General features: G+C 65.0%; 11 protein-coding genes. 5 read left to right on the top strand and 6 right to left on the bottom strand.

Annotated features, from left to right (window positions below):
• Positions 1–216: 216 nt before the first annotated feature.
• On the top strand, positions 217–570 hold the full coding sequence (uraH, locus tag RAM80_RS08915; protein ID WP_416425925.1) for a hydroxyisourate hydrolase: 354 nt from the start codon (positions 217–219) through the stop codon (positions 568–570).
• Between the two features lie 871 nt (positions 571–1,441).
• Positions 1,442–2,926 (top strand): YdgA family protein, encoded by a 1,485-nt coding sequence (locus tag RAM80_RS08910; RefSeq protein WP_416425923.1) that lies wholly within the window; start codon positions 1,442–1,444, stop codon positions 2,924–2,926.
• Positions 2,927–2,987: 61 nt separating this feature from the next.
• On the opposite strand, the gene RAM80_RS08905 is transcribed toward RAM80_RS08910, so the two are convergent.
• Together RAM80_RS08905 and RAM80_RS08900 are read right to left on the bottom strand one after the other, a co-directional pair.
• Positions 2,988–3,617 (bottom strand): LysE family translocator, encoded by a 630-nt coding sequence (locus tag RAM80_RS08905; RefSeq protein ID WP_416425920.1) that lies wholly within the window; start codon positions 3,615–3,617, stop codon positions 2,988–2,990.
• A 149-nt stretch (positions 3,618–3,766) separates the two neighbouring features.
• Positions 3,767–5,116 carry an NCS2 family permease gene (locus RAM80_RS08900; RefSeq protein WP_416425918.1) on the bottom strand — a complete coding sequence of 450 codons (1,350 nt, stop codon included), beginning with the start codon at positions 5,114–5,116 and terminating at the stop codon, positions 3,767–3,769.
• A gap of 320 nt (positions 5,117–5,436) precedes the next feature.
• On the opposite strand from RAM80_RS08900, the gene RAM80_RS08895 reads away from it, so the two are divergent.
• Positions 5,437–6,186: a GntR family transcriptional regulator gene (locus RAM80_RS08895; RefSeq protein WP_416425916.1), complete on the top strand. Its 750-nt coding sequence runs from the start codon at positions 5,437–5,439 to the stop codon at positions 6,184–6,186.
• 62 nt (positions 6,187–6,248) lie between these two features.
• On the opposite strand, the gene guaD is transcribed toward RAM80_RS08895, so the two are convergent.
• The 4 genes from guaD to xdhA all read right to left on the bottom strand — a co-directional run bounded on the left by guaD (position 6,249) and on the right by xdhA (position 12,313).
• Entirely contained in the window at positions 6,249–7,553 is a 1,305-nt protein-coding gene (gene guaD, locus RAM80_RS08890; protein WP_416425914.1) for a guanine deaminase, read from the bottom strand.
• Positions 7,554–7,566: 13 nt separating this feature from the next.
• On the bottom strand, positions 7,567–8,403 hold the full coding sequence (gene xdhC / locus RAM80_RS08885) for a xanthine dehydrogenase accessory protein XdhC (RefSeq protein WP_416425912.1): 837 nt from the start codon (positions 8,401–8,403) through the stop codon (positions 7,567–7,569).
• A gap of 72 nt (positions 8,404–8,475) precedes the next feature.
• Complete coding sequence (xdhB, locus tag RAM80_RS08880; protein WP_416425910.1) at positions 8,476–10,881, bottom strand: xanthine dehydrogenase molybdopterin binding subunit; 2,406 nt, start codon at positions 10,879–10,881, stop codon at positions 8,476–8,478.
• Positions 10,874–12,313, bottom strand: coding sequence for a xanthine dehydrogenase small subunit (gene xdhA / locus RAM80_RS08875; RefSeq protein WP_416425908.1), 1,440 nt, complete (start codon positions 12,311–12,313; stop codon positions 10,874–10,876). The genes xdhB and xdhA overlap by 8 nt, the downstream gene beginning before the upstream one ends.
• Before the next feature lie 246 nt (positions 12,314–12,559).
• Here xdhA and RAM80_RS08870 point away from each other — a divergent pair, with 246 nt between their 5' ends.
• Both RAM80_RS08870 and smc read left to right on the top strand, forming a co-directional pair.
• On the top strand, positions 12,560–13,219 hold the full coding sequence (locus RAM80_RS08870; RefSeq protein ID WP_416425906.1) for a GntR family transcriptional regulator: 660 nt from the start codon (positions 12,560–12,562) through the stop codon (positions 13,217–13,219).
• A 1-nt stretch (position 13,220) separates the two neighbouring features.
• Positions 13,221–16,709: a chromosome segregation protein SMC gene (smc, locus tag RAM80_RS08865; protein ID WP_416425904.1), complete on the top strand. Its 3,489-nt coding sequence runs from the start codon at positions 13,221–13,223 to the stop codon at positions 16,707–16,709.
• Positions 16,710–16,839: the final 130 nt, after the last annotated feature.

The raw sequence follows: 16,839 nt of genomic DNA, 5'->3' as shown, positions 1-16,839 counted from the left end.
CTGGTCAGGTATTCGACTGGGCGGTCACGCAGCGCATGCGTTACCGGGCTTGTCTCCGGTTTTAGGGGGTGGGCTGGGGCTGCCGAAAAAAGGTCGCAAATATTGTGTACAATTTTATTTGAAAGTGTCTTAATGTCGTTGTGTTGGATGCCCAGGGCGCCCTCAAACGGTGCATGGGCCTTCGGATAACCGGATGAAAATGAGGCACGAGACGCAATGGGACGTTTGACTACGCATGTGCTGGACGCCGCCCACGGCTGCCCCGGCAGCTCGATCAAGGTCGAGCTTTATCGCGTCGAGGGCCAGCAGCTGGAGTTGGTGGCCCAGGCACTGACCAACAGTGATGGCCGTTGTGACGCACCGCTGTTACAGGGTGATGACTACCGCAGCGGCGTGTACCAGCTGCAGTTCGCCGCCGGCGACTACTACCGCGCCCGTGGCGTGGCCATGGCCGACCCGGCGTTCCTCGACGTGGTGGTGCTGCGGTTCGGCATCAGCGCCGAGCAGGATCACTACCATGTGCCGTTGCTGCTCTCGCCTTACAGCTATTCGACTTACCGCGGCAGTTGAGCTGCGCGCGCTCCTTCGTTGGTACCTCTTGCCCGCCCACACTGCGGGCTTTTTTTTGCGTCCTCCCCACGCTGCAAGCCGCTTTTGATCTTGATCCCGTGAGGCCCTTGATCTTGATTGTGTGCCCCATAAAGCGCCAGGGCCGACTGGAGGCGTTGGCCAAGCGGTCCCTGGCGTAGCCGGGGAAGACGGAACCGGAGGCGCTTCTATTCCGGGCCGTCGGCCGCTTGGGCGACGCCGGAGGGAGGGGACCCGCAGCGAAGCGTAGGGACCAAGCAGGGGCAAGCCTTTTTTGCTTACTTTTTGTGGCGTTTGACAAAAAGTGAGCCGCCGTAAGGGCGGAAAGGTGATTGTGCATCACCCTAGGTAATGGATATGTTCACGATGGTCTGTATCCCGCTTCGGCGATTTTGAATATATCCATTTTCGCGGTGCGACCACCGACCGTTTCGCCCTTACGGCGAGTAACTTTTTGGCAGTCGCCCCAAAAAGTCACCAAAAAGGGCTTGCCCCTGCTTGGGCCCTCCGCTGCGCTGCGGGTCCCCTCCTTCCGGCGTCGCCCAGGCGGCAAACGGCCCCCGCTATAGAAGCTGGCGGGTTGCCGTTTCCTTCGGCTACGCCGAAGGGCCCTGCGGGCTGCCGCCTGGTCAACGCCTCCAGTCGGCCCGGGCGCTTTACGGGGCATACAATCAAGATCAACAGCCAGATCAAGATCAACGGCCAGATCACAAGCAGATCACAAGCAGATCACAGGCAAACCCCACGCCGCAACGGTGGGGCGGGGGAGCTTTTTTTGCCTGGCGGCAGCACCTTTCGCGCTACTATCGAGTCGATACCTCCACCCACCGAATGGAACTCGTCGAGTCGATTTATGAAAAAAGCAGTAGGTATAGCAGCCGGTGTCATCATTGCCGCCGGCATCGTGGCCACGGCCGGGGCCTGGTACACGGGCACGCGTCTTGAGGGCGTGCTGCAGGACGCCATCGCCCAGGCCAACACGCAGATGGCCCAGTCGGGCCGCAACGCCGACGGCAGCCCGCAGTTCAGCGCCGAGCTGGTGTCGCTGGACCGCCATCTGTTCAGCAGCACCGCCCACTACCGCCTGAACGTGCAACTGCCCCACGCCCAGCCAGCGCATTTCCTCCTGGTGGACCATATCGAGCACGGCCCGCTGCCGCTGTCGCGCCTGCTGACCCTGCGCCTGGCGCCGGTGATGGCCGCCAGCAACACCGAGCTGGAAAACAGCCCCGACTCGGCCAAGTGGTTCGCCATGAACAACGGCCAGATGCCGGTCAAGGGCCGCTCGGTCATCCACTACGGGCTGAGCAGCGAGACCACTTTCGACTTCTTGCCGCTCGAGTCCAAGGAACCGGGCAAAACCCTGAAGTTCTCGGGCCTGACCTTGACCGTCAACGGCACCGCTGATGCCCACAAATATGAGCTGACGGGCAACATGGATAGCCTTTCCGTCGACGTTGCCGGCGAGAACGGCCCGGTGCATGCCGACGCCAAGGGCCTGACCATTTACAGCGGCGGCACCAAGGGCGAGTCCGGGTTCTACCTGGGCCACACCGAGCTCAAGCTGGCCAGCGCCAACGTGCAGACCCCCAACGCCCCGGCCGTGGCGGTGACTGGTTTCAGCGGCAGCGGCCTGATGCAGGAGGTTGAAGGCAAGCTGGCCGCCGAGGCCACCTACGAGATCGCCTCCATCACCGTCGGCAACCAGCCGATTGGTGCGGCGCAGATGGTGTGGAAGCTGAATAATTTCGACATCCCGGCCAGCAAGTCGCTGTATGCGCTGTATGTCGCCAAGATCGCCCCGCAACAACAGGCTGCCGCAGCTGCGGGCGTGCCCTTGGCGCTGAAGCTGAGCGCTGCCGACCAGCAGCAGTTGAACACCGACCTGCTGGCGCTGCTGGCGGCCAAGCCGCACATCGAGTTGGAAAAACTGTCGCTGAAGACCGCCAACGGTGAAAGCCAGGCTAACCTTGTGGTCGACCTGGCGAACCCGGGCACCCTGGACCAGCCGTCCGAAGGCCTGGGCAAGAAGGTGATCGGCCTGCTGGACGCCAACGTCACCCTGTCCAAGCCCATGCTGATGGACCTGGCCAGCGCCCAGGCGCACCTGCAGGGCCAGACCGACAAGGACGCGGTGGCGTTGCAGGCGAAGAACGTCAGCGACTCCATCAGCGGCATGGCGGTGATGAGCCAGCTTGGCAAGGTCGAGGGTGACAACGTCACCAGCCGCCTGCACTACGCCGACGGCATGGTGACCTTCAACGGCCAGAAAATGACCGTGGAACAGTTCGCCGGCTTCATCGGTAGCCTGCTGGGCCAGCAACAGGCGCAACGCTGACATCCCAGGACGCGGCCTGGCGGCCGCTGCTACAGGTGTGCGTAGCAGCGGCCGCGTCGCTTCAGCCTCGGCTGAGCAGCGCCGCCGCCCCCGCCCCCCCGAACAACGCCGCGCTGACGCGGTTGAACCAGCTCTGCCCGCGGCCGCTGCGCAGGTAGCGCGCCGCGCCGTGGGCACCCAGGCCGTAGCCCAGTTTGCACAGCAGGTCGAGCACGGCCCAGGTGGCGATCATGATGCCCAACTGCGCCGCCAACGAGTGTTCGGCGTTGAGGAACTGCGGCAGGAAGGCGGCGAAGAACAGGATGTCCTTGGGGTTGCTGGCGCCCAAGGCGAAGGCACGCCAGAACAGCGCGCCAAAGCGCGGCGCGGGCAGGGTGCCGGGCACCTCGGCAGCGCTGGGCGCGCGGCGCGACTGCTGCCAGCTTTGCCAGGCAAGGTAGAACAGGTACAGCGCGCCGGCGATCTTCAGCGCGCTGAACACCTGCTCCGATGCCATCAGCAACGCGCCCAGGCCCAGCGCCGAAGCGCTGAGCAGGCAGATGGAAGCACTCACCCCACCCAGGAACGCCGGGTAGGAGCGGCGCAGGCCATAGTTCAGGCTGTTGCCGATCATCAGCAGCGACAACGGGCCGGGGATGACGATCACCACCAGCGCCGCGACGCTGAACAACAGCCAGGTTTCCACACTCATTGTTTTTCTCCTTGGATAAGGCCTTCGCACAAATCCGTAGCCGCTGCCGCAGGCTGCGCTGGCCCTCTGCTACGCCGCAAATCTACAGCGTACTCAAGGGCCAGCGCAGCCTGTCGGCAGCGGCTACGGGCGGCGGTGAAGCCGAAATATTACAAGAACACAAACTTGGCGATGAATATCGCACACAGCACCCACAGGCTCACCGAGATCTCGCGGTGCTTGCCGGTGCCCGCCTTCAAGGCCACGTAGGTGATGAAGCCCAGGGCAATGCCGTCCGCCACCGAGAAGGTCAGCGGCATCATGATCAGGGTGACGATGGCCGGAATGCTGTCGGTGGCTTCGTCCCAGTTGATGTGGGCCATGCCGCCCATCATCAGCATGGCCACGTAGATCAGCGCGCCGGCGGTAGCATAAGCCGGAATCATGCCAGCCAGCGGTGCGAAAAACATCGCCGCGACGAACAGCATGCCCACGGTGACCGCCGTTAGCCCGGTGCGGCCACCGGCGGCCACGCCCGCGGCGCTTTCCACGTAGCTGGTCACCGGTGGCACGCCGACCATGGCGCCGAACACGCTGGAGGCGCTGTCGGCCTTCAGGGCGCGCGAGAGGTTTTCGATGCGGCCGTCGGCGTTCACCAGGTTGGCGCGCTGGGCCACCCCCATCAGCGTGCCGGCGGTGTCGAACATGTGGACGAACAGGAAGGCCAGCACCACGCTGATCATGCTGACATTGAACACACCGGCCAGGTCCATGGCCATCCAGGTGGGCGCCAGGCTGGGCGGCAGCGAGAACACCCCGCCATATTGCACGATGCCCAGGCCCCAGCCGATCAGGGTGACGCTGACGATGCTGATGAGGATGGCGCCGAACACCCGGTGGTAGCTGAGCACGGCGATCATCAGGAAGCACAGCGCGGTCAGCAGCGGCCCGGCCTCATGCAGCGAGCCGAGCTTGATCAGCGTGGCGGGGCTGGCGACGATGATGCCCGAGGTCTTCAGGCCGATGACGCCCAGGAACAGCCCGACGCCGGCGCCCATGGCGTGGCGCAGGCTGACCGGGATGCTGTTGAGCAGCCACTCGCGCACCCGCGACAGGGTCAGCACCATGAACAGCACGCCAGAGATGAACACCGCGCCCAGGGCGGTCTGCCAGGAATACCCCATGGTGCCGACCACGGTGTAGGTGAAGAAGGCGTTCAGGCCCATGCCCGGCGCCAGGCCCACTGGCCAGTTGGCGTACAGGCCCATCAGTAGGCAGCCCAACGCGGCCGCGATGCAGGTGGCGACGAACGCCGCGCCGTGGTCGATGCCGGCGTCGGCCATGATGTTGGGGTTGACGAAGATGATGTAGGCCATGGTAATGAAGGTGGTGAGGCCGGCGATCAGTTCGGTGCGCACCGTGGTGCCATGCACACTCAGCTTGAACAGGCGTTCCAGCAGGCCGCGCCGCAGGGGCGGGGCCAGGTCCAGGGGGGCGGCTTCGGATTTATTGCTTTCCACAGCGAGTTACTCCTCAAGGCTTTTGTTGTTTTCCGAAGCCGTGCGCAGCTGCGCGCGGCCCCGTGAGGCAGGTAAAGGTGGTGGTGCCGGCGACCCGTTATTATTTGACCTCTGGGTCAGGAAAGTCGCTCGAGGGGATTATGCGTTTGTATACAAATAATGCAAATAATGTTTTTGATTTTGTGCGCAGTTTATTTGCCGATCGCGCTATATGGCCGCTGCCAGTGGTTGCCAAGTGCCGCTACGCTTGAACTGACACAAGCCCGTGGCCCTGTGTACAATGGGCCTTACTGCCGCAAAACCTTCACCTTCGAGTGCCCATGAACGAACAGCTGCAACCCCTCAAGAAACCCACGCGCGCGGCCAAGGCCGGGCGCCTCGGCACCCAGGACGACATCGTCTACGCCCATATTTTCGAGGCCATTCTCGAACAGCGCCTGGCGCCCGGGACCAAATTGAGCGAGGAAGCGCTGGGCGAGATCTTCGGCGTCAGCCGCACCATCATTCGCCGCGCGCTGTCGCGCCTGGCCCATGAAGGCGTGGTGCTGTTGCGCCCCAACCGCGGCGCGGTGGTGGCCAGCCCCAGCGTGGAAGAGGCGCGGCAGGTGTTCTTCGCCCGCCGCATGGTGGAGCGCGCCATCACCGAGCTTGCGGTGGAGCACGCCACGGCCGAGCAACTGGCCGAACTGCGGCAGATGGTGCTGGATGAGCGCGACAGCTTCTCGCGCGGCGACCGTGGCGCCGGCATTCGCCTGTCGGGGGAATTCCACCTGAAGCTGGCCGAGGCGGCGAAGAACACGCCGCTGATCAGCTTCCAGCGCAGCCTGGTGTCGCAGACCTCGCTGATCATCGCCCAGTACGAAAGCGGCAACCGCTCGCACTGCTCCTACGATGAACACACCCAGCTGATCGACGCCATCGAGGCCCGCGACGCGGCCCTGGCGGTGGACCTGATGATGCACCACATGGACCACATCGACAGCAAGCTGAACCTGGACGAGGAAAGCGCCTCGGACGACCTGCACGCGGTGTTCTCGCACCTGTTGCAGGGCAAGAAGGGTGGTAAATAACGGACGCGGCCTGCGGCCGCTGCTACAGGGGTTGTAGCAGCGGCCGCAGGCCGCGTCCGGGTTTAACGCTGATGCACCTTGCGTCCCGCCGCATAGGTCTGCTGAACCGTCCGGTCATCCCCCAGCGTAGTCAGCACGAACAACGTCTCTTCAATGCTCTTGGACTGCTGGATGCGGTAGCCCAGCAGCGGCGTGGCGTTGTAGTCCAGCACCACGAAGTCGGCGTCGCTGCCCGGCTGCAGGTTGCCTACCTTGTCTTCCAGGCGCAGCGCCCGGGCGCCGCCGAGGGTGGCCAGGTACAGTGACTTGAACGGGCTCAGGCGCGCGCCCTGCAGCTGCATCACCTTGTAGGCTTCATTCAGCGTCTGCAGCAGCGAGAAGCTGGTGCCGCCGCCCACGTCGGTGCCCAGGCCGACGTTGAGCTTGTGCTTCTCGGCCTGGGGCAGGTTGAACAGGCCGCTGCCCAGGAACAGGTTCGAGGTGGGGCAGAAGGCAATCGCCGAGCCGGTCTCGGCCAGGCGCGCGCATTCCTCGTCGCACAGGTGCACGCCGTGGGCGAACACCGAGCGCTCGCCCAGCAGCTGGTAGTGGTCGTACACGTCCAGGTAGCCCTTGCGCTCGGGGAACAGCGCCTTCACCCACTCGATCTCCTTGAGGTTCTCGCTGATGTGGGTCTGCATATAGACGTTCGGGTATTCCTTGAGCAGCTGGCCGGCCACGGTCAGTTGCTCGGGGGTGCTGGTGGGCGCGAAGCGCGGGGTGACCGCGTAGTGCAGGCGGCCCTTGCCGTGCCAGCGCTCGATCAGCGCCTTGCTGTCGGCGTAGCTGCTTTCGGCGGTGTCCACCAGGTAGTCCGGCGCGTTGCGGTCCATCATCACCTTGCCGGCGATCATGCGCAGGTCGAGCTTTTCGGCCGCCTCGAAGAAGGCGTTCACCGACTCGGGGTGCACGCTGCCGAACACCAGCGCGGTGGTGGTGCCGTTGCGCAGCAGTTCCTTGATGAAGATGTCCGCCACTTCGTCGGCATGGGCCTTGTCGGCGAACTGGCTCTCGAACGGGAAGGTGTAGGTGTTCAGCCAGTCCAGCAGCTGCTCGCCGTAGGAGGCGATCATGCCGGTCTGCGGCAGGTGGATGTGGGTGTCGATGAAGCCGGGGGTAATCAGCGCGTCGGGGAAGTGCTCGATGGCAACGTCCGCCGGCAGGCTCGGCAGCAGCGCCTCGGCGTGGCCGACGGCGGCGATCACGCCATTCTCCACCACCAGCAGGCCGTCGGCGAAGTATTCATAGGAGGCGTCGATGCCCACTTCGGCGGGGTCGCCGATGCTGTGCAGGATGGCGGCGCGGTAGGCTTTGCGGGTCAGGCTCATGGGTATCAATGTCTCAGGCTTGGCTGCGTCGCGAGTGCGGCAGCAGTTGGGCAATGGGTTCGGCACCGGCAGTGGCCAGGCCGAAGTTGGCGTTGTAGGTGGCGATGATTTCGGCGGCCACGGACACGGCGATTTCAATCGGCAATTTGCCTTTGACGTCGGCCAGGCCCATAGGGCACCTCATGCGTTGCACAACCTGGGGGTCGAAGCCGCGGTCGCGCAGGCGGTGTTCGAATTTCACCCGCTTGGTCTTCGAGCCGATCAGGCCGAACCAGGTGAAATCGTTGCGCTTGAGGATAGCTGCCGTCAGCTCCAGGTCGAGCTGGTGGTTGTGGGTCATGACGATGCAGTAGCTGCCCGGTGGCAGGTTGTCGACTTCGTCCACCGGTTCTTCGTTGACGATTTTGCGCACCCCCTCGGGGAGGTGCGCGGGGAATTCCTGCTCGCGCGAGTCGATCCAGGTAACGCGGCAGGGCAGGGCGGCCAGCAGTGGCACCAGCGCGCGGCCGACGTGGCCGGCGCCGAACACGGCAATGCGCGCCTGCACCTGGCCCATGGGCTCGAACAGCAGCACGGTGACGCCGCCGCAGCACTGGCCCAGGCTGGCGCCCAGGCTGAAGCGCTCCAGGTGCGTGCCCTGGCGGCCGTTGGCGAGCATCTCGCGGGCGATGTGCATGGCCTTGTATTCCAGGTGCCCGCCACCGATGGTGTCGTACAGCTGGGTGGCGCTGACCACCATCTTCGAGCCGGCATTGCGTGGGGTGGAGCCCTGCTCCTCGATGATGGTGACGAGCACGCAGGGTTCGCCCTGCTGCTGCAGCTCGGCGAGAGCGCTGATCCAGTTATTCATGGTTGAAGATCTCCTTCGACCGTTATGACCTCTTCGCGGGCAGAGCCCGCTCCCACCATTAACCTGTGCATTTCACACCTCTGTGGGAGCGGGCTCTGCCCGCGAAGAGGTCGACGCCGCTTCCTGCGCCTTACGCATCTGCTCGCACCCCCACAACACCCGCTCCGGCGTGGCCGGGGCGTCGATGTTGGGCTGCACCTTGTAATCCGCCAGGCTGGCTACCGCATCTTTGATGGCGCACCAGGCGGCAATGCCGAGCATGAACGGCGGCTCGCCCACGGCCTTGGAATGGAACACCGTGTCTTCCGGGTTCTTGCGGTTTTCCACCAGCTTCACCCGCAGGTCGGCCGGCATGTCGGCCACCGCCGGGATCTTGTAGCTGGCCGGGCCGTTGGTCACCAGCTTGCCCTTGGCGTTCCACACCAGTTCTTCGGTGGTCAGCCAGCCCATGCCCTGGATATAGCCGCCTTCCACCTGGCCAATGTCGATGGCCGGGTTCAGCGAGGCGCCCACGTCGTGCAGGATGTCGGTGCGCAGCATCTTGTACTCGCCAGTCAGGGTGTCCACCACCACCTCCGCGCAGGCGGCGCCGAAGGCGAAGTAGTAGAACGGCCGGCCGCGCGCCTGGCTGCGGTCGTAGAAGATCTTCGGGGTCTTGTAGTAGCCGGTGCTGGACAGCGACACCTGGCCCATCCACGCCTGCACGATCAGGTCGGCGAACGGCATCACCAGTTCGCGCACGCGCACGTGGCCGTTGCGGAATTCGACGTCTTCCTCGCTGACCGCGTACTTGCGCGCGGCAAACTCCACCAGGCGCTGCTTGATGGTCTCGGCAGCGTTCTGCGCCGCCTTGCCGTTCAGGTCGGCGCCGCTGGAGGCTGCCGTCGGCGAGGTGTTGGGCACCTTGTCGGTGTTGGTGGCGGTGATCTGGATGCGGCCGATGTCCACCTGGAACACCTCGGCCACCACCTGCGCGACCTTGGTGTTGAGCCCCTGGCCCATCTCGGTGCCGCCGTGGTTGAGGTGGATGCTGCCGTCGGTGTAGATATGGATCAGCGCGCCTGCCTGGTTGAGGAAGCTGGCGGTGAACGAGATACCGAATTTCACCGGGGTCAACGCCAGGCCTTTCTTCAGCACCGGGCTGTGGGCGTTGAAGCGGCGGATGGATTCGCGGCGCTCCTGGTATTCGCTGCTGGCTTCCAGGTCGGCGGTCATTTCCTCCAGCAGGTTGTGCTCCACCGTCTGGTAGTAGTGGGTGACGTTGCGCTCGGTCTTGCCGTAGTAGTTGGCCTTGCGCACGGCCAGCGGGTCCAGCGCCAGGTGGCGGGCGATGCGGTCCATCACCTCCTCGATGGCGACCATGCCCTGGGGGCCGCCAAAGCCGCGGTAGGCGGTGTTGGAGGCGGTGTTGGTCTTGCAGCGATGGCCGTTGATGGTGGCGTCGCCCAGGTAGTACGAGTTGTCGGCATGGAACATGGCGCGGTCGACGATGGACGCCGACAGGTCCGGCGAGTAGCCGCAGTTGCCGGCCAGGTCCATGTTGATGCCGTGCAGGCGGCCGCTGTCGTCGAAGCCCACGTCGTATTCGACGTAGAAGGGGTGGCGCTTGCCGGTCATGGACATGTCTTCCACCCGCGGCAGGCGCATCTTGGCCGGCTGGCCGGTGAGGTGCGCGATCACCGCGCACAGGCACGCCGGGCTGGCCGCCTGGGTTTCCTTGCCGCCGAAGCCGCCGCCCATGCGGCGCATGTCGACGACGATCTTGTTCATCGACACGTCCAGCACCTCGGCCACCAGCTTCTGCACCTCGGTGGGGTTCTGGGTGGAGCAGTAGACGATCATGCCGCCGTCCTCGGTGGGCATCACCGAGGAAATCTGCGTTTCCAGGTAGAAGTGCTCCTGGCCGCCGATGTGCAGGGTGCCTTGCAGGCGGTGCGGGGCGCTGGCCAGGGCGGTGTCGGCGTCGCCACGCTTGTGGGTGTGGCTGTCGAGCACGTAATGCTGCTTGCGGAAGGCCTCGACCACGTCGAGCACCGGTTCCAGGTCTTCGTATTCGATAATCGCGGCCATGGCGGCCTTGCGCGCGGTCTCCAGGTCGCGGGCGGCCACCGCCACCACCGGTTGGCCGACGAACTCTACCAGGTCGATGGCCAGCAGCGGGTCGCCGGGCAGCAGCGGGCCGATGTCCTTCAGGCCCGGGATGTCTTCGTGGGTAATGGCAATGCGCACGCCTGGGAAGGCGTAGCAGGGCGTGGTGTCGATCTTCACCACCCGCGCGTGGGCGCGGTCCGACAGCCGTGCGTACACGTGCAGCTGGTTGGGAAATTCCAGGCGGTCGTCGATGTACTGCGCCTCGCCGGACACGTGCTTGTCGGCGCTGTCGTGCTTGACGCTGCGGCCAACGCCAGTGGTCAGGCCCTGGGCAAAGCGTTCGGCCAGTTGCGCCTGGGTGAGGGTTTCGCCGTGATGGTTAGACATAAGCGGTCACCCGGGTCTCGATGTAAGGCGATTGCTGCTCGATGAAGTACTTGCGCAGCAGGTTCTGGGCGGCCAGCAGGCGGTATTCCTTGCTGGCGCGGAAGTCCGACAGTGGCGTGAAGTCCTCGGCCAGGGCGGCGCAGGCGGCTTCCAGCGTGGCGTTGTTGAACACCTTGCCCAGCAACGCGGCTTCGCAGGCCTGGGCGCGCTTGGGAATGGCGGCCATGCCACCGAAGGCGGCGCGCACGTCGGTGACCACGCCGTCTTCCAACGCCAGGTTGAAGGCGGCGCACACGGCGGAGATGTCATCGTCCAGGCGTTTCGACACTTTATAGGCGCGGAAGCTGCGCCCGGCCTGGGCGCGGGGCACGATGATCTTCTCGATGAACTCGCTCTCCTGGCGCGCGGTGATGCGGTAGTCGATGAAATAGTCTTCCAGCGCCAGGGTGCGCGTGGCGTTGCCCTTGCGCAGCACGATCTGCGCGCCCAGGGCAATCAGCAGGGGCGGGCTGTCGCCGATGGGCGAGGCGTTGCCGATATTGCCACCCAGGGTGCCCTGGTTGCGGATCTGCAGGCTGGCGAAACGGTGCAGCAGTTCGCCAAAGTCCGGGTATTCGGCGCTCAGTGCGTCGTAGCAGTCGGTGAGCGGCGTGGCAGCGCCGATCTCCAGGCGGTCGTCGAAGTGCTCGATGCGCTTCATCTCGGCGACGTTGCCCACGTAGATCATCACTGGCAGGGTGCGGTGGAACTGCGTCACTTCCAGCGCCAGGTCGGTGCCGCCGGCCAGCAGCCGTGCCTCGGGGTGCGAGCCATACAGGTCGGCCAGGTCGGCGACGGTCAGCGGTACCAGGCAGCGTTTGTCGCCGCTGTTCAGTTCACCCGTCTCGGTGGGGACGATGGCCTTGAGGCGGGCGATGGTCTCGGCCTCGGCGGCGTCGAACTGGTCCGGTGCCTGCTGGCAGCAGGCCTGTTCGGCAGCGGCCAGGATAGGGCGGTAGCCGGTGCAGCGGCAGAGGTTGCCGGCCAGGGCCTCGTGGGCCTTGTGGGAGTCGGGTTCGGCGCTGTTCTTCTGCAGGGCGAACAGCGACATCACGAAGCCCGGGGTGCAGAAGCCGCACTGCGAGCCGTGGCAGTCGACCATGGCCTGCTGCACGCTATGCAATTGGCCCTTGTGCTTGAGGTCTTCGACGCAGATCAGCTGTTTGCCATGCAGCGACGAGACAAACGTGAGGCACGAGTTCAGGCTGCGGTAGCGCAAGGCCTCGCCTTCCAGTTCCGCCACCACCACGGTGCAGGCGCCGCAGTCGCCGCTGGCGCAGCCCTCCTTGGTGCCGGGCTTTTTCAGGTGCGTGCGCAGGTATTCGAGCACGGTGAGGTTGGGGTCCAGGGCGTGTTCACTGCGCAATTCCCTGTTGAGTAGAAACTGGATCACGGAAGGCCTCGCTGACACATTTATTGTTGTTGACCGATAGCATTGAATTTAGCAGTTCTGACTTTTCGGTCAACATTTTTCTGACTCAAAAGTCAGGATTTCGGGCGAATGGAAATCTCGCCTACAGGCAACATTTGATTTATTTGCTTATTCCATGCCAAAAGGCCATGTCGCCCTCTGCGTTTCCAGGGGGCAAGTGCGCTACACTTCGCCGCTTGCCATGTTTGAAGAGTTTGAAGGACAACCATGACGTTCAAGGCGCCGGACAGCCTCTCCGAGCAAATCGCCGATTACCTGGCTGAACGCATCATCCAGGGCGAACTTGCGCCCGGTGAGCGCATTCAGGAACAGAAGGTCACGGCGGCGCTCAATGTCAGCCGCGGCTCGGTGCGCGAAGCGTTGCTGATCCTGGAGCGGCGCCACCTGATCGCCATTCTGCCGCGTCGCGGTGCACACGTGACCGAACTCAGCGCCCATAAGGTGCAGAGCCTGTGCGCCTTGATGAGCGAGATGTACATTCTGCTCGGCAACGCCGTGGCCCTGCGCTGGCAGGGCCCGGCGGAGCTCGAGCCGTTCGTGGCCATCCAGCAGCGCCTCACCGCCAGCCTCGAGCGCCAGGACATCAAGGCCTTCGTCGAGGACAGCTTCAACGTGATGCGCGCTGCCTACCCGTTCGCCGACAACCCGTACCTGCAGGAAACCGTCGAGAACCTGCAGCCGGCCATGAGCCGCACCTATTACCTGGCGCTGGAACAGCGCAAGGCCACCATGGGCGACTACCTGGCGCTGTTCGACAGCCTGCTGGACGCCGTGGTGGCCCGCGACCTGCCGCGCATTCGCACGGTGCTGGGCGACTACACCCAGCGCAGTTGCCAGTTGGTGCTGGCCGCCCTGGCGAACCGCTGACATGCGCCTGAAGTGCATCCGGCTGGCGGGGTTCAAGTCCTTCGTCGACCCCACCACGGTCAACTTCCCCAGCAACATGGCGGCGGTGGTGGGGCCCAACGGGTGCGGCAAGTCCAACATCATCGACGCCGTGCGCTGGGTGATGGGCGAAAGCTCGGCGAAGAACCTGCGCGGCGAGTCGATGACCGACGTCATCTTCAACGGCTCCACCAGCCGCAAGCCGGTGAGCCAGGCCAGCATCGAACTGGTGTTCGACAACAGCGACGGCACCTTGGTGGGCGAATACGCCGCCTACGCGGAAATTTCCATCCGCCGCAAAGTGACCCGCGACAGCCAGAACACCTACTTCCTCAACGGCACCAAGTGCCGCCGCAAGGACATCACCGATATCTTCCTGGGCACCGGCCTGGGCCCGCGCAGCTATTCCATCATCGAGCAGGGCATGATCAGCAAACTGATCGAGGCCAAGCCCGAGGAGCTGCGCAACTTCATCGAGGAAGCCGCGGGCATCTCCAAGTACAAGGAGCGCCGCCGCGAGACCGAAAACCGCATCCGCCGCACCCACGAGAACCTGGAGCGCCTGACCGACCTGCGCGAAGAGCTGGAACGCCAGCTTGAGCGCCTGCACCGCCAGGCCCAGGCCGCCGAGAAGTACCAGGAATACAAGGCCGAGGAGCGCCAGCTCAAGGCGCAGCTGTCGGCCCTGCGCTGGCAGGCACTGAATGAACAGGTGGCCCAGCGCGAAGCGGTCATCGGCACCCAGGAGGTCAGCTTCGAGGCCCTGGTGGCCGAGCAGCGCAACGCCGACGCGGCCATCGAGCGCCTGCGCGACGGCCATCACGACCTGTCCGAGCGTTTCAACCTGGTGCAGGGCCGCTTCTATTCCGTGGGCGGTGACATTGCCCGCGTCGAGCAGAACATCCAGCACGGCCAGCAGCGCCTGCGCCAGTTGCAGGATGACCTGAAGGAAGCCGAGCGTTCGCGCCAGGAAACCGAATCACACCTGGGCCACGACCGTACCTTGCTGGCCACTTTGGGCGAAGAGCTGGACATGCTCGCGCCCGAGCAGGAAATGACCAGCGCCGCCGCCGAAGAGGCCGCCGCTGCCCTGGAAGAGTCCGAAGCCACCATGCACGGCTGGCAGGAGCAGTGGGACAGCTTCAACACCCGCTCCGCCGAGCCGCGCCGCCAGGCTGAGGTGCAGCAGTCGCGCATCCAGCAGTTGGACCAGTCCATGGAGCGCCTGGGCGATCGCCAGCGGCGCCTGGGCGAGGAGCGCGCGCAACTGGCTGCCGACCCTGAGGACGCGGCCATCCTCGAGCTGGGCGAGCAACTGGCCGCCAGCGACATGCTCATCGAAGAGCTGCAGGCCAGCGAGGCCCAGCAGGTGGAGCGCCTGGAGCAGCTGCGCGAGCAACTGCAACAGGCCACCCGCGACCAGCAGCAGGCCCAGGGCGAGCTTCAACGCCTGAACGGTCGCCTGGCCTCCCTGGAAGCCTTGCAACAGGCCGCCCTGGACCCAGGCACCGGCACCGCCGAGTGGCTGCGCGACCAGCAGCTGGACCAGCGCCCGCGCCTGGCCGAAGGCCTGCGCGTGGAAGCCGGCTGGGAGCTGGCGGTGGAGACCGTGCTGGGCGCCGACCTGCAAGCGGTGCTGGTGGATGATTTCAACGGCCTGGCGCTGGGCAGCTTCGAGCAGGGCGACCTGCGCCTGCTCAGCGCCGCGCCGGGCACCCCGGCCTTGCCCGGTAGCCTGCTGGACAAGGTCGACAGCCGCACCGATCTCAGCCCCTGGCTGGGCCAGGTCAAGCCAGTGGAAACCCTGGAGGCAGCGCTGGCCGCCCGCGCGCAGCTGCAGCCCGGGCAGAGCCTGATCAGCCGCGACGGCTACTGGGTAGGCCGGCATTTCCTGCGCGTCAGCCGTGCCAGCGATGCCCAGGGCAGCGTGCTGGCGCGTGGCCAGGAGCTGGAAAACCTGGGCCTGGAGCGCGACGAGCGCGAAGCCGCCCTGGCCAGCCTGGAAGAGCGCCTGGAGCGTCTGCGCGAGCAGCAACTGCTGCAGGAAGAGGCCCGCGAGCAACTGCGCCGCCAGTTGGCCGACGAGGCCCGCCAGCAGGGCGAGCTCAAGGCCCAGCTGTCCGCCGGCCGTGCCAAGGCCGAACAGCTGACCCTGCGCCGCCGTCGGCTCGACGAAGAGCTGGCGGAACTGGCCGAGCAGCGCGCGCTGGAAAGCGAGCAGCTGGGCGAGTCGCGCCTGCAACTGCAGGACGCCCTCGACGCCATGGCCCAGGACACCGAGCAGCGCGAGCTGCTGATGGCCCAGCGCGACAGCCTGCGCGAACGCCTCGACCAGGTGCGCCACGACGCTCGCCAGCACAAGGACCACGCCCACCAGCTGGCCGTGCGCCTGGGCTCCCTGCGCGCCCAGCACGACTCCACCCGCCAGGCCCTGGAGCGCCTGGAGCTGCAGGCCGAGCGCCTGACCGAGAAGCGCGAGCAGCTGTCGCTGAACCTGGAGGAGGGCGAGGCACCGCTGGAAGAGCTGCGCCTCAAGCTCGAAGAGCTGCTGGAACGGCGCATGGCCGTCGACGAGGAAATGCGCCAGGCGAAAATGGCCCTGGAAGACGCCGACAGCGAACTGCGCGACGCCGAGAAGCGCCGCACCCAGGCCGAGCAGCAGTCGCAGATGATCCGCGGCCAGCTGGAGCAGCACCGCATGGAATGGCAGGGCCTGAGCGTGAAGCGCGCCGCCCTGCAGGAACAATTGCACGAGGATGGCTACGACCTGCAAGGCGTCATCGCCACCCTCGACCCCCTGGCCAACGAAAAAGAGGCCGAGGACGAACTGGAGCGCATCAACGCGCGCATCCAGCGGCTGGGCGCCATCAACCTGGCGGCCATCGACGAGTACCAGCAGCAGTCCGAGCGCAAGCGCTACCTGGACGCCCAGAACGATGACCTGGTGGAGGCGCTGGACACCCTGGAAAACGTCATCCGCAAGATCGACAAGGAAACCCGCAACCGCTTCAAGGATACCTTTGATCAGATAAATGGCGGTTTGCAGGCCTTATTCCCAAAAGTTTTCGGTGGCGGCAGCGCTTACTTGGAACTGACAGGCGAAGATCTACTCGATACAGGGGTGACCATCATGGCGCGGCCCCCGGGCAAGAAGAACAGCACCATCCATTTGCTCTCTGGTGGGGAGAAAGCGCTGACGGCCCTGGCCCTGGTGTTCTCCATCTTCCAGTTGAACCCGGCGCCGTTCTGCATGCTCGACGAAGTTGACGCCCCGCTGGATGACGCTAACGTTGGACGCTATGCCCGCTTGGTGAAAGAAATGTCCCAAACGGTTCAATTTATCTACATCACCCACAACAAGATCGCCATGGAAATGGCCGACCAGTTGATGGGCGTGACCATGCACGAGCCCGGTTGCTCGCGCCTGGTGGCGGTGGACGTAGAGGAGGCGATGGCAATGGTCGACGCCTGAAAGCGAGCGAATTTGGACCGCTTGCACTTTAATGGCGTATCTGCTGCGACAGACGGTGTAAAGTTATCTTTGGTCGTGCTAGTTTATTGGACATATTTTCGTACGCGTGGGGAAAACGCCTGTCAGAACA

Source organism: Pseudomonas sp. App30, from assembly GCF_047947025.1.
Classification (GTDB): domain Bacteria; phylum Pseudomonadota; class Gammaproteobacteria; order Pseudomonadales; family Pseudomonadaceae; genus Aquipseudomonas.
Note: the sequence above shows the minus strand (reverse complement) of the source record. Positions and strands in the feature narration are given on the sequence as shown.

Coding starts and splice junctions, on each gene's coding strand:
- uraH (WP_416425925.1), top strand. CDS start 217: ATGGGACGTTTGACTACGCATGTGCTGGACGCCGCCCACGGCTGCCCC.
- RAM80_RS08910 (WP_416425923.1), top strand. CDS start 1,442: ATGAAAAAAGCAGTAGGTATAGCAGCCGGTGTCATCATTGCCGCCGGC.
- RAM80_RS08870 (WP_416425906.1), top strand. CDS start 12,560: ATGACGTTCAAGGCGCCGGACAGCCTCTCCGAGCAAATCGCCGATTAC.
- xdhB (WP_416425910.1), bottom strand. CDS start 10,881: ATGTCTAACCATCACGGCGAAACCCTCACCCAGGCGCAACTGGCCGAA.
- xdhC (WP_416425912.1), bottom strand. CDS start 8,403: ATGAATAACTGGATCAGCGCTCTCGCCGAGCTGCAGCAGCAGGGCGAA.
- guaD (WP_416425914.1), bottom strand. CDS start 7,553: ATGAGCCTGACCCGCAAAGCCTACCGCGCCGCCATCCTGCACAGCATC.
- RAM80_RS08905 (WP_416425920.1), bottom strand. CDS start 3,617: ATGAGTGTGGAAACCTGGCTGTTGTTCAGCGTCGCGGCGCTGGTGGTG.
- RAM80_RS08895 (WP_416425916.1), top strand. CDS start 5,437: ATGAACGAACAGCTGCAACCCCTCAAGAAACCCACGCGCGCGGCCAAG.
- smc (WP_416425904.1), top strand. CDS start 13,221: ATGCGCCTGAAGTGCATCCGGCTGGCGGGGTTCAAGTCCTTCGTCGAC.